Consider the following 13,301-nt stretch of genomic DNA (forward strand, 5'->3'; position numbering starts at 1 on the left):
GCGGCGCCGGGCCTGCTACCCTTTAGGTTTTCGGCGGTCCGTCGCGACCCCGGCCAGTGCGGCCGGCGGTGCAGGGTCGCCGGCCCGCAGACTGCCAGCCCCCAATGAACGCATCCGCCAAATTCACGACCTCCCAGATCCGCAGCGATTTCCTTGAATTCTTCAAGGGCAAAGGCCACACCATCGTGCCGTCCGCGCCGCTGGTGCCGGGCAACGATCCGACCCTGCTGTTCACCAATTCCGGCATGGTGCAGTTCAAGGACGTGTTCCTTGGCGCGGAAAAGCGCAGCTACGTGCGCGCGGCCGACGTGCAGCGCTGCCTGCGTGCCGGCGGCAAGCACAACGACCTGGACCAGGTGGGCTACACCGCGCGCCACCACACCTTCTTTGAAATGCTGGGCAACTGGTCCTTCGGTGACTACTTCAAGAAGGACGCCATTGCCTGGGCCTGGGAACTGCTGACCCAGGTCTGGAAGCTGCCGGCCGAGCGCCTGCTGGTTACCGTCTACCAGACCGACGACGAAGCCTACGCGCTGTGGCGCGACATGGTCGGCATTCCGGAAGAGCGCATCGTGCGCATCGGCGACAACAAGGGTGCGCCGTTCGCCTCGGACAACTTCTGGCAGATGGCCGACACCGGCCCCTGTGGCCCGTGCACCGAGATCTTCTACGACCATGGCGACCATATCGCCGGTGGCCCCCCGGGTTCGCCGGATGAAGACGGCGACCGCTTCATCGAGATCTGGAACCTGGTCTTCATGCAGTTCGACCGCCAGCCCGACGGCACCCTGGTGCCGCTGCCGGCGCCGTGCGTGGACACCGGCATGGGCCTGGAGCGCCTGGCGGCGATCCTGCAGCACGTGCACACCAACTACGAGATCGACCTGTTCCAGGCGCTGATCCGCAAGGCCAGCGAGCTGACCGGCACGGCCGATCTGGAAAACAAGTCGCTGCGGGTGATCGCCGACCATATCCGCGCCTGTTCGTTCCTGATCGTCGATGGCGTGCTGCCGTCCAATGAAGGCCGCGGCTATGTCCTGCGCCGCATCATCCGTCGCGCCCTGCGCCACGGCTGGATGCTGGGTGTGCGCCAGCCGTTCTTCAGCAAGCTGGTGCCGACCCTGGTCGAGCAGATGGGCGAGGCCTACCCGGAACTGCCGGCGGCGGTGGATACCGTCACCCGCGCCCTGCAGGCCGAAGAGGAGCGTTTCGCCGAAACCCTCGACGCCGGCATGAAGATCTTCGAGGACGTGGCCGCCAAGGCCGGCAACGGCGTCATTCCCGGCGTGGACGCGTTCCGCCTGTACGACACCTATGGCTTCCCGCTGGACCTGACCCAGGACATCGCCCGCGAGCGCGAACTGACCGTGGACATCGCCGGTTTCGATGCGGCCATGGAACAGCAGCGCGAGACGGCGCGCGCGGCCGGCAAGTTCGGCGGCGGCGTGACCCTGCCGGCCGAGCTGGTGGCCACGCTCACCCCGACCGCGTTCCTGGGCTACGACCGCCTGCAGGCCGACGGCCTGACCGTGCTGGCCGTGCTCAAGGACGGTCGCCCGGTGGCTGCGGCCGATGCCGGCGATGCGGTCATCGTGATCACCGACAAGACCCCGTTCTATGCTGAATCCGGCGGCCAGGTGGGCGATACCGGCGTGCTGAGCGGCGCCGGCGTGCGCCTGGACGTGACCGACACGCAGAAGTTCGCCGGCCAGTTCCACGGCCACGTCGGCACCCTGGCCGAAGGCGGCCTGAGGGTGGGTGACGTGCTGGCCGGCCAGGTCGATGGCGAGCGCCGTGGCGCCACCATCCTCAACCACTCGGCCACCCACCTGCTGCATGCCGCCCTGCGCGAAGTGCTGGGCACCCACGTGCAGCAGAAGGGCTCGCTGGTGGCGCCGGACCGCCTGCGCTTCGATTTCTCGCATTTCCAGCCGATCACGGCCGAGGAACTGGCGATCATCGAGCGCAAGGTCAACCAGCAGGTGCGTGCCAACAACGCCGCCGAAGTGCACAACATGGGCATGCAGGAAGCGCTGGATTTCGGTGCGATGGCGCTGTTCGGCGAGAAGTACGGCGAGAACGTGCGCGTGCTGAAGATGGGTGACTACTCCACCGAACTGTGTGGCGGTACCCACGTCGGGCGCACCGGCGATATCGGTCTGTTCAAGATCACCTCTGAAGGCGGTGTCTCGGCCGGCGTGCGCCGCATCGAGGCGGTGACCGGGCAGGGCGCGCTGGACTACGTGGATGCCGAAGAGGCCCGCCTGACCGAAGCGGCCGAACTGCTGGGCGGCAGCGCCGCCGACGTGGTCGAGAAGATCCGCGCGCTGGGCCAGCGCCAGAAGCAGCTGGAACGCGAACTGGAGGCAGTGAAGGCCAAGGTTGCCGCCGGCGCCACCGCCGACCTGTCCAGCCAGGCCGTCGAAGTGGCCGGGGTGAAGGTCCTGGCCGCCCGCCTGGAAGGCTTCGATGCCAAGGCCCTGCGTGATGCCATCGACCGCCTGAAGCAGCAGCTGGGTGACGCGGTGATCGTGCTGGCCGGCGCCCAGGACGGCAAGGCCGCCCTGGTTGCCGGTGTGAACGGCAGTGCAATGGGCAAGGTCAAGGCCGGGGAACTGTTGTCCCATATTGCCGGTCAGATCGGGGGCAAGGGCGGCGGACGCCCGGACCTCGCCCAGGGTGGTGGCGAGGACGGGCCCGCCCTTGCTACCGCGCTGGCCGCGGTCGTCGAATGGGTCAGCCCCCGCCTGTGATGAATGCCCGGCCGTCCCCCTCCTTGTAGGAGCGGGACGGCTGACGGTACCATTGCGGAATCTTTTCCCTTTGTCGTGGGGACGCTTCTTGACGGAGCGTCAAGCCGGTGGGGGATACCCTTCCACACGGTTCCATGGAGACTTACAAAAATGTTGATCCTCACTCGCCGCGTTGGCGAAACCCTGATGATCGGTGACTCGGTCAGCGTCACTGTGCTGGGCGTCAAGGGCAACCAGGTGCGCATCGGCATTACCGCGCCGAAGGACGTTGCCGTGCATCGCGAAGAGATCTACCAGCGCATCCAGCGCGGTGACGAAGCCGGCAGCACCGGCAACGAAAATTCTGCGGAATAAAGCTTTACCTTCCCGCGTGATTAACGTTATGATTCACGCCCCGCTGAGGTGCAACGCACCAGACGCGATAAAAACCCCGGAGCGATGCCCGAGTGGCTGAAGGGGCTCCCCTGCTAAGGGAGTATAGGGTCAAAAGCTCTATCGAGGGTTCGAATCCCTCTCGCTCCGCCAGATACAAGAAAGCGCCCGCAGATTTCCGATCTGCGGGCGTTTTTCGTTGTGCGCGTTTCTCTGCGTGCAGCTGTCTGTCGCATGCATGTCTCGACCCATGCGGCTCGCCGGGGCCGCACTGGTCTTCACGGCGTTGTGCAGCTTCGCCGTATCATCGAACCGTCGAACATGGCGACCGTCCCTGCCTTGGATTCCCTGCAGAACTTCCATCCCGCCACGCGTGACTGGTTCGGTTCCACGTTCGCGGCATCGACGCCGGTGCAGGACCAGGCATGGGCATCGATCGCCGCAGGCCAGCACACGCTGGTGGTCGCGCCCACCGGGTCGGGAAAGACGCTGGCGGCCTTCCTGCATGCGATCGACCAGGTGTTCGCCGAACGCGATGGCGATGCGCGCCGCGACCCTGCGGCCAGGCCCGTGGCGCGCACGCGCGTGCTGTACCTGTCGCCAATCAAGGCGCTGGGCAGCGATGTGCAGCGCAACCTGCAGGTGCCGCTGCAGGGCATCAGTGCGCGCCGCAGTGAACGCGGCGACCCGGCCGTTGCGCTTACCGTGGCCATGCGCACCGGCGATACCAGCAGCAGCGACCGCGCGCGGCTGCTGCGGAGTCCGCCGGACATCCTGATCACCACGCCCGAGTCGTTGTACCTGATGCTGACCTCACAGGCGCGGGAGATCCTGCGCGATGTGCATACGGTCATCCTCGATGAGATCCATGCCGTGGCCGGCGGCAAGCGAGGCTCGCATCTGGCCCTCAGCCTGGAGCGGCTGGACGCCTTGCTGCAGGCGCCAGCACAGCGCATCGGCCTGTCCGCCACGGTGCGCCCGGTGCAGGGCGTGGCCGCCTTCCTTGGCGGCGATCGTCCGGTGCAGGTGGTGCAGCCGCCTTCGCAGCGGCAGTTGCAGCTGAAGATCGTGGTGCCGGTGGAGGACATGACCGACCTGGCCATGCACGGCCCGACGCAAGGGCGCGGGGCCGGCACACACGTGGGGTCGATCTGGCCGCACGTGGAGGCCAGCATCCTCGATAACGTGATGCAGCACCGCTCAACGATCGTCTTTGCCAATTCGCGCGGCGTGGCCGAACGGCTCACCGCGCGGCTCAACGAGCTGCATGCCGAGCGCACGAGTGCGGGAAACGCGGGCGACACCGAAGGTGCGGTCGCAACCGCCTACGGATCATTTACCGGCAGCACGGTGAACCGCGTCACGGCATCCGACGCGGTGATCGCGCGCTCGCACCATGGCTCGGTGTCCAAGGAGCAGCGCGCCGCCATCGAGCAGGCGCTGAAGACGGGTGCACTGCGCTGCGTCGTAGCGACGTCCAGCCTCGAGCTGGGCATCGACATGGGCTTGGTGGATCTGGTCATCCAGGTTGCGGCGCCGCCGTCGGTGTCCAGTGCACTGCAGCGGGTGGGGCGTGCGGGACACCAGGTGGGCGGTATGTCGCGCGGCCTGCTCTACCCACGTACACGACGTGACCTGGTCGATGCCGCCGTGGTGGTGGACAGCATGCTGGAGGGCCGCATCGAAGCCATCGATCCACCGCGCAACCCGCTTGATGTGCTGGCCCAGCAGACCGTTGCCGCGGTGGCGATGGAGCCACTCGATGCAGAGGCCTGGTTTGCACGGGTCTGCCGCGCTGCGCCTTACCGCACGCTGCCCCGCAGTGCCTTCGACGCGGTGCTGGACATGTTGGCCGGGCGCTATCCGTCCGACGAATTCGCTGGCTTCCGCCCCCGCCTGGTGTGGGACCGGAAGACAGGCACGTTGACCGCGCGCCCCGGCGCCCGGCAGTTGGCGGTCACCAGTGGCGGCACGATTCCGGACCGCGGCATGTACGCGGTGGTACTGCCCGAGGGCGAGGAGCAGGCCGGCTCGCGTCGGGTGGGTGAGCTGGACGAGGAGATGGTGCACGAGTCGCGGGTGAACGATGTCATCACCCTTGGCGCCACGTCTTGGCGCATCGACCAGATCACCCTCGACCAGGTCGTGGTGACACCCGCACCCGGGCGCTCGGCGCGGCTGCCGTTCTGGCGTGGCGAGGGCATGGGGCGCCCGGCCGAGCTGGGGCAGGCCACCGGCGCGTTCCTTGCCGAACTGGAAGACGATCCGCGCGCCGCTGGCGAGCCGTCACCGGCGCTGCTGGCCCGGCTGCGCGGGCGTGGCTTGGACGACAATGCGATCGGCAACATGCTGGCGCTTGTTGCCGAGCAGCAGCAGGCGACCGGCGTGCTGCCGACCGACCTGCGCCTGGTGGTCGAGCGCTGCCGCGATGAACTGGGCGATTGGCGGGTCATGCTGCATTCGCCCTACGGGCGTCGCGTGCACGACCCCTGGGCCTTGGCGGTCGCCGCGCGGCTGCGCAAGCAGGCGGGCATCGACCCGGCCGTGGTGGCCAGCGACGATGGCATCATCGTGCGCCTGCCTGACCGTAGCGGCGCGGCGCCGGGCGCGGACGTCTTTCTGTTCGACGCGGCCAGCCTGCGCCACACCATCACGCTGTCGGTCACCGGCTCGGCTCTGTTCGCCGCCCGTTTCCGTGAGTGCGCCTCGCGTGCCCTGCTGCTGCCGCGCCGTACGCCGGGCAAGCGCTCGCCGTTGTGGCAGCAGCGCCTGCGTGCGGGGCAGTTGCTGGAGATCGCGCGTGGCCACGAGGGTTTCCCCATCCTGGTCGAGACCGCGCGCGAATGCCTGCAGGATGTCTACGACCTGGACGCGCTGGATGCGCTGATGCTGCGCGTGCAGGCCGGCCAAGTGCAGGTGGTCGAGGTGGAGACCGCCGTACCGTCGCCCTTCGCGGCGGACCTGTTGTTCGGCTATGTCGCCGAGTTCATGTACGAAGCCGACGTGCCCCTGGCTGAACGACGCGCATCGGTGCTGTCGCTCGACAGTGGCCTGCTCGCCGAGCTGCTGGGCCAGGTCGACCTCGGTGAGCTGCTGGACGATGAGGTGGTGGCCACCGTCGCGCGTGAACTGCAGCGCTTGGACCCGCCCCGCCACGCGCGTGGCATCGAAGGCGTGGCCGACCTGCTGCGCGAGCTTGGCCCATTGCCGGCCAGCGACATCGCGCAGCGCAGCGCCGAACCCACGCAGGTGGCGGCCTGGCTGCAGGCGTTGCAGGCTGCTGGGCGTGCCATCCGCGTGACCATTGCCGGTGTTGAACAGTGGGCAGCGGTGGAGGACGCCGCGCGGCTGCGCGATGCCCTCGGGATCGACCCGCCGGCGGACATTGCCGGGGTATTCCTGGCATCGGTAGTGGATCCACTGGGTGACCTGCTTGGCCGGCACGCGCGCCACGCTGGGCCCTTCAGCAGCGGCAGCGTGGCGGCCCGTTTCGGATTGGGCGTGGCGGTGGTCGATGACGCGCTGCAGGTGTTGCAGGAGCAGGGTCGGATCATCCGTGGTCGCTTCGGCCTTGATCGTAGCCAGCCGGCCGACAATGCCGCACCGCCTTCGCCGCGCGCGGCCCATCAATGGGTGGCCGCCGATGTGCTGCAGCGGTTGCGGCTGCGCTCGCTGCAGGCCGCCCGCGCGGCAACGCGGCCGGTACCGGTGGAAGCCTACGTGGGCGTATTGCTGGAAGGGCAGGGCGTGCTGCCGAAGGCCACGCCGGGCAACGACAGCGAGGCCGTGCTGCAGGTGATTGGACAACTGGCGGGCCTGCCACTGCCGGCATCGCTGTGGGAGCAGCAGGTGCTGCCTGCGCGGGTGCCCGGTTACACGCCTGCGCTGCTGGATGAACTGCTGGCCACCGGTACGGTGCTCTGGGCCGGCCACGGCCGGCTGGGCGATGATGATGGATGGGTGTCGCTGCACCTGCGGGACCATGCGGCCGAAACCCTGCCGCTCATGGACAGCGATGCCATCCCATCGCCGATGCAGCAGGCCATCCTGCAGGTGCTGGCCGCAGGCGGTGCGTTCTTCGCCCGGCAATTGGCGATGCAGGTACAGCCGCATCCCGCCGATGCAGACAGTGCAGGCGAGGATTTTCAGACGGCGCTGTGGCAGCTGGCATGGCGCGGGCAGATCAGCAGTGACCTGTGGGCACCGCTGCGCGCGCTCGACGGCGTGCGCCCGGCGCGGGCGCGGCCGATGTCCGTGTCCCGCCGCCGCCGTGACCTTGCCTTCGCACCCCTGGCGACGGGCACCGCAGGACTGGCCCTGGCCAGCAGCGCGGGGCCGACGCTGGCCGGGCGCTGGTCGCTGCTGCCACAGGAGCGGGCCAATAACACGGTACGTGCGCTGGCGCAGACCGAGGCGCTGCTTGACCGCTACACGGTGCTCACCCGCAGCGCGGCGATGAGCGAGGCCGTGGCCGGCGGCTTCCCGGCACTGCGGCCGGTGCTGCGCAGCATGGAGGACGCAGGCCAGCTGCTGCGCGGGCGCTTCGTGCAGGGGATGGGCGGTGCCCAGTTCGCCCAGCGCGCAGACATCGACCACCTGCGTGCCTGTGCCGAGCGTGCGGGCGGCGCTGGTGGATGGGTTGCGCTGTCCGCGCTGGATCCGGCCAACCCGTTCGGCAGCCTGTTGCCATGGCCGCAGGCCCTGGCCGGGTCGAGGCCGGTGCGACGCGCCGGTGCGCTGGTGGTGATCGGTGAAGGTCGGCTGCAGCTGTACCTGCCGCAAGGGGGCCGCCAGCTGTCCAGTTGGATCGATGACACCGACACCGACGCTGCAGCGCGCTGGACGGCGGCGGCACAGGCGCTGGCCGTCGGCCTGCGGCGCGGCCGGCGGCTGTCCTTCACGCTGCAGCGGATCAATGCCGAGCCGGTCCACCGCGGCCTTGCCGTGGACGCCCTGCGCGCGGCGGGGTTCAGCAGTGAGCCGCGCGGGCTGGGCTGGAACGGCTGACGCCCCGCCCAGCGCGAGCGTGAACAGGCGGCTGGGTGAAACTGTGTTCCAGTGTGCGCACGCGTTGCCGCAGATCCTTCTTCACTCGAACGGAGCCTTGCATGAAGCTGTTGTCCGCTGTGCTGCTGTCCGCGCTGTCACTGCAGGCCGGTGCTGCTTCCGCTGCCGATGCCTCCCCGTCGCCACTACTGGGCCGCTGGTCGCTGGACATCTCCACGTCGGCCCTGCCGGAAGCGCAGCGTCCGAAGCAGGTGGTGCTGGAATTCAAGGATGCCGGTGGCGGTCGCTGGAGTTCGCACGTGGACATCGTGCTGCACGATGGCAAGACCATGAAGTCCGACGGCACCCTGTCGCTGGATGGCACGCCGGGCCCGCTGTCGGGTACCTACGGCGCCGACCAGGCCAACCTCAAGCTACCGTCGCCCTCCACCTTGGTGATGCAGCTGGTCGACCACGGCGCCCCCGCGTCCACGCGCATCTACACGATCGCGGCCGACCCGTCGACGATGACCGAGACCAAGGCGTTCTACACCCACGAGGGCACGCCGATCCTGCAGACCAACCTGTTCCGGCGCCTGCCCTGAGCGAACGCTCGCGCAGGGCCGGCGCCGCATGTCCGCGCAGGGATTCAGCCGTGCGCGAAACGCAGCGGCTGGCTGCCCATCGCCGGGTCACTGCTGCCGGGGCGACCATCTTCGGCGCGACCGGCCAGGCGCAGCTGCTGCTCACCGGCCTGCAGGTGCAGGTCATACCAGCCCGCAGTGGGTGCGGCATTCCAGTCCAACACCTGTTCGGTACCGGCGGCCAGCGACAGCGTCTGTTCCGGCATGTGGCCTGCGTAGGCACCGGCGCTCACGCGGACCGTCTGCGCAGTGGTGCCCGGATTGCGCAACGACAGGTACAGCTTGGCGTCGCTGTGCTGCACCCACGCCTGCAGCGCAGGCGCACTCGCATTTCCCTGGAAGTGGCGATGGAAGCCGTTTGGACCCAGCACCCACAGGTCGTAGCGCCCCTGTGCATCCAGCGGCCAGTGGTCCTGCAATGGGTGCCCCGGCAGCAGCGTATAGCGCCGCGGAATCTGCTTCAGCCGCAGCCGGTCGTACACGTGCAGTACGGCAGCAGCGCCTTCGCACGACAGCGCCAGCGTGATGCTGTCGGTATCGCGCGTTTGCACCTGCACCTGGGGTCGATAGGGCAGCGCGCGTGCCGGGCGCACGCCGCTTTCCTGACGCGCAGGCTGCAGATCGTCCGGCAATGCCGGCACGGTACGGCCGGGCAGGGTGGCGGCGCGCGCGGCCGCCGCGCTGACATCGGGCAGGGCACGCACGAACGGCCGGGTATCGCGCTGGGCGAAGTCGAACGCATTGACCAGATCGCCGCTGACCGCACGCCGCCACGGTGAGATGTCCGGGCAGGCCACGCCGAAGCGGCGCTCGATCAGGCGCAGCACCGAGGTGTGGTCGTACACCTGCGAGTCGACCCAGCCACCACGGCTCCACGGCGAAATCACGTACAGGGGTACGCGAGGCCCCATGCCATAGGGGCGGCCACGCAGGTCGGCGTCGTCGTACTTCTCATCGCCCGGTGCCGGGTGCAGGTGGTATTCGCCTTCGGTACTGACCGCAGAAGCGCCGGCCCAGCCATCGCCCTGCGCCGAGGGCGGTGCCGGCGGCGGCATGTGGTCGAAGAAGCCATCGTTCTCGTCGAACATCAGCAGCAGCGCGGTACGGCTCCACACATCGGGATCGGCGGTAAGCGCATCAAGCACGCGCGCGGTGTAGGCCGCACCCTGCACCGGGCTGGACGGACCGGGATGCTCGCTGCCGGCGGCGTCGGCAATGATGAAGCTGACTTGCGGCAGCGTCCCGTCGATCACATCCTGGCGCAGCTGCGCCAGACCGCGGCTGCTGACCGCGCGGCTGCGCAATTGCGGGTCATGTCCTTCAGCGCCGCGGTAGGCCTGGCGGAACGCTTCGAAGCCGGCCAGCGGGTTGTCGGTGAAGTTGTCGTCCATGTCCTGGTAGATCTGCCAGGACACGCCGGCCTGCTGCAGGCGTTCCACGTAGCTGGCCCACTGGTACGACTGCGTGTGGCCGCCGTACTCGGGGAAGTTGTCGTGGGAATTGGCGATGACCGGGCCACCAGCCCGGGCAAAGGCATCGTTGTGGCCGGTCCACAGGAACACGCGGTTCGGGTTGGTGCCCGCCTGCATGGCGCAGTGGTAGGCATCGCAGACGGTGAACGCTTCGGCCAGGGCGAACTGGAACGGCAGGTCGGCCCGCTGGAAGTAGCCCATCGAGTGGTTCTGCTTGGCCTGGGGCCAGCGCGCCATGCGCCCGTGGTCCCAGGCGCGCTGCGCATCGGGCCAGGTGTGCGGGGTGCCTTCCACGCGCATGTAGCCGAAGTGCCGGGCCGTATCCAGGGCGAAGGGCGCGATCGCCCGGTGGCCGTCGGCATCGGGCTGCAGCCACAGCGTGCGCGGCCCCTCGGCATCGGCCAGCGGCGGTGCCGGCGCCACGAACCGATCACCGAAACCGCGCACGCCGGGCAGGGTGCCGAAGTAGTGGTCGAACGAGCGGTTTTCCTGCATGAACACAACGATGTGCTGCAGGTCCTGCAGGCTGCGCGTATGCGCCGCCGGGGCGATCGCTGCGGCCCGGGCAATGCTGGGCAGCAGCGGGGAAAGGCCGGCAGCCACGCCGGCCTGCAACAACCGGCGTCGGCCGATATCAGTCACGGGCTTGCTCACAGATCCACACGGAAAGAGATGCCGACGGTACGCGGCGCGCCGATGAAGGCGGAATCGCGACCATCCACCCCTGCAAGATACCGCTTGTCGGTCAGGTTGCTCACCACCAGGTTGGCGCCCATGCCCTTCAGGCGCGGCGACAGGCCCTGCAGGTCGAAGCCGATGTTGGCGTTGAAGACGGTGGCCGAGGGCAGCTTGTTGACGTTGGCCGCATCCAGGTAGCGGCTGCCCAGGTAGCGCCCGGACAGGCCGAAGTTCCAGTTCGTGCCCTGCCAGTCGGCCGACAGCACCAGGGTGTTTTCCGCCTGGCCGATCACCTTGGCGCCGTCCACGATGCCCAGTTCGGTATCGCGGGCGGCGTCGCCGCTGCCCAGATAGGTGGAGCGGTTGTAGGTGTAGGCCGCATTGATCCGCCAGCCGTTGTCCCAGCCATAGCCGAACGCGGCTTCCAGGCCATTGCTTTCCACGCCGCCGAAGTTCTCGTACACGCCATCGGTCTCGTCCAGGTAGTCGATGCCACTGACCAGACCGGCCGGCAGGTAGACGATGCGGTTGTCGAAGCGGATGTTGTACAGGGTGACCGATGCGGTCAGCGGCCAGCGGCTGATGCGCAGGCCCAGTTCGATGTTGTCGGCGGTTTCCGGTTCCACGTTGCGGAAGCGCTGCGGGTCGGTCTCGCCCAGCACCCCGGACGGGATGGCCGCGAAGTTCTGCGAGAAGCCGGCGAACAGCTCCATGCCTTCCGGGCCGGGGGCCCAGGTGAAGCCGGTGGACAGCAGCGGGTCGGACTTCGAGTCGCTGCTGACCTGTTCGTTGGCACCGATGGTGCGCCGGCGCGACTGGTCGACGAAGAACTGCTTCACGCCCAGGCGGGCGCTGAACGGGCCGAAGCGCGCCACATCCTCGATGTAGTACATCTGCTCATCGACCTTGTAACGGTCGTCGAACTGCACCCAGTACGGCTGGTGGTCGAAGCCGATGTTCTGGCCGACGCTGAGCAGGCGGTGCCAGTCGCGGCGCGCCGTGCGGTCCAGCTTCTCCACCCACAGGCCGCCACGGATCGTGTTGTCCACGCTGCCGAAGGTCTGCCGCCATTCCACGTCTGCGGTCACGCCCATGCGGTCGTTGTCGTAGTGGGTGTGGCGGTAGGACTGCGCGCCCAGCACGTTGCCGGCATAGCAGTTCGGATCGTACTCGGCGCTGAAGCCGGCGCGCGGCGTGCAGCCAGCAATCGGCTGGGCCGCGCTGCCATCGGGGTTCACGAAGTAGATCTGGCCCAGGTTGCCGCCGCCGTACACGGTGCGGCTGCCCAGGTATTCCGATTCCGGGCGGCCGGCGCCGTCGGCGCTGACATCGGCCAGGTAGGGCGGCAGCCAGTCGCCGCGGCCCTGCATGCGGTGGCCGTAGGCCGCCATCGTGGCCTTGAAACCATTGCCGCCGTCGAATGCGGCGCGCAGGTAGCCGAAGGTGTTCTCGCGCAGCGCGCGCGAGCCGGAACGGTAGTTCTGGTCCAGGTAGGGAATGCCGGTGAGGGTGCCGACCAGGTTGTCGCGGTCGGGCTGGGTGGCGAAGCCCTGCGGGGTGACGCTGGTGTACTCCGGCTCGTCGGCGTCGTTGTAGGACAGGTAGCCGGTCAGGGTCCAGCGATCCAGTTCGGTGATGAACTTGCCGGCGATATGGTCGTTGCTGGCATGGCCGGTGCCGTCGATCCAGTCGTTCACTTCGGCCGACGAGGCGCTGATCCAGGCGCGGGTGTGGCCGCCCAGCAGACCGGTGTCGTAGCGCACGTAGTACTTGCGTGCATCGTTGTCACCGGCGCCGACCACGAAGCGCAGGCGGCTGTCGTGCAGCGGGTCGCTGGTGAGGAAGTTGAGCGTGCCGCCGAGTGCTTCGTTGGAGCGCGAGGAAATATCGGCCGTGCCCTGGCTGACTTCCACCGTTTCCAGATCCAGCGTGTCGATGTAGCGGTTGGCCAGCGAACCGCCGCCGTAGCCGGAGCCGCCGTTGGGCAGGCCGTCGATGGTGGTGCCGATCTGCTGGGTATCGCGGTTGGTGACAAAGCCACGCATGCTGATCTGCGTGCCCCAGACGGACGAGCCGGTGGCATCGGCTTCGCTGACCACCACGCCCGGCACTTCATTCAGTGCGTCGTTCACGCTGCTCATCGCCATCTGCCGGTTCAGGGTTTCGGCACTGACCGCGGTCTTGGCGTAGCTGGTGGCCTGGCCGATCACCTGCACCTGGTCCAGGGTGCGCGCATCGGTGCTGGCGGTATCGGCGTCGGCCGCAGGCGCTGCGGCCATGGCATGCAGGGCGGGGGCGATCAGCAGGGCCAGCAGGGACAGGCGGGGGAACGGCGCACGCATGGGCATTGAGAGCGGACCTTCGGTGGGAAAGCCCGGGAGTGTCGGCAGCGCCAA

General features: G+C 68.5%; 6 protein-coding genes and 1 tRNA gene. 5 read left to right on the plus strand and 2 right to left on the minus strand.

Going from position 1 to position 13,301, the window contains the following annotated elements:
* The first annotated feature begins 104 nt into the window (after positions 1-104).
* The 5 genes from alaS to C1932_RS07625 all read left to right on the plus strand — a co-directional run bounded on the left by alaS (position 105) and on the right by C1932_RS07625 (position 8,716).
* Positions 105-2,753, plus strand: coding sequence for an alanine--tRNA ligase (alaS, locus tag C1932_RS07605; RefSeq protein ID WP_108761735.1), 2,649 nt, complete (start codon positions 105-107; stop codon positions 2,751-2,753).
* A gap of 150 nt (positions 2,754-2,903) precedes the next feature.
* Positions 2,904-3,107: a carbon storage regulator CsrA gene (csrA, locus tag C1932_RS07610; protein ID WP_108749250.1), complete on the plus strand. Its 204-nt coding sequence runs from the start codon at positions 2,904-2,906 to the stop codon at positions 3,105-3,107.
* Positions 3,108-3,185: 78 nt separating this feature from the next.
* Positions 3,186-3,278: transfer RNA gene (locus C1932_RS07615), tRNA-Ser, on the plus strand.
* Positions 3,279-3,446: 168 nt separating this feature from the next.
* Complete coding sequence (locus C1932_RS07620) at positions 3,447-8,132, plus strand: ATP-dependent helicase (protein ID WP_108763381.1); 4,686 nt, start codon at positions 3,447-3,449, stop codon at positions 8,130-8,132.
* 101 nt (positions 8,133-8,233) lie between these two features.
* Positions 8,234-8,716 carry a LuxR family transcriptional regulator gene (locus tag C1932_RS07625; protein ID WP_108752755.1) on the plus strand — a complete coding sequence of 161 codons (483 nt, stop codon included), beginning with the start codon at positions 8,234-8,236 and terminating at the stop codon, positions 8,714-8,716.
* 44 nt (positions 8,717-8,760) lie between these two features.
* Here the strand turns inward: C1932_RS07625 and C1932_RS07630 are convergent, their stop codons facing one another.
* Positions 8,761-10,869: a phospholipase C, phosphocholine-specific gene (locus C1932_RS07630; protein ID WP_108763382.1), complete on the minus strand. Its 2,109-nt coding sequence runs from the start codon at positions 10,867-10,869 to the stop codon at positions 8,761-8,763.
* Between the two features lie 8 nt (positions 10,870-10,877).
* Positions 10,878-13,253 carry a TonB-dependent receptor gene (locus tag C1932_RS07635; RefSeq protein WP_108761736.1) on the minus strand — a complete coding sequence of 792 codons (2,376 nt, stop codon included), beginning with the start codon at positions 13,251-13,253 and terminating at the stop codon, positions 10,878-10,880.
* Between the last annotated feature and the right edge of the window lie 48 nt (positions 13,254-13,301).

Source organism: Stenotrophomonas sp. YAU14D1_LEIMI4_1, from assembly GCF_003086815.1.
Classification (GTDB): Bacteria; Pseudomonadota; Gammaproteobacteria; order Xanthomonadales; family Xanthomonadaceae; genus Stenotrophomonas.

Excerpts from the sequence above, each read along its gene's own strand:
- csrA (WP_108749250.1), top strand. The coding sequence starts at position 2,904 with ATGTTGATCCTCACTCGCCGCGTTGGCGAAACCCTGATGATCGGTGAC.
- C1932_RS07635 (WP_108761736.1), bottom strand. The coding sequence starts at position 13,253 with ATGCCCATGCGTGCGCCGTTCCCCCGCCTGTCCCTGCTGGCCCTGCTG.
- alaS (WP_108761735.1), top strand. The coding sequence starts at position 105 with ATGAACGCATCCGCCAAATTCACGACCTCCCAGATCCGCAGCGATTTC.
- C1932_RS07625 (WP_108752755.1), top strand. The coding sequence starts at position 8,234 with ATGAAGCTGTTGTCCGCTGTGCTGCTGTCCGCGCTGTCACTGCAGGCC.
- C1932_RS07620 (WP_108763381.1), top strand. The coding sequence starts at position 3,447 with ATGGCGACCGTCCCTGCCTTGGATTCCCTGCAGAACTTCCATCCCGCC.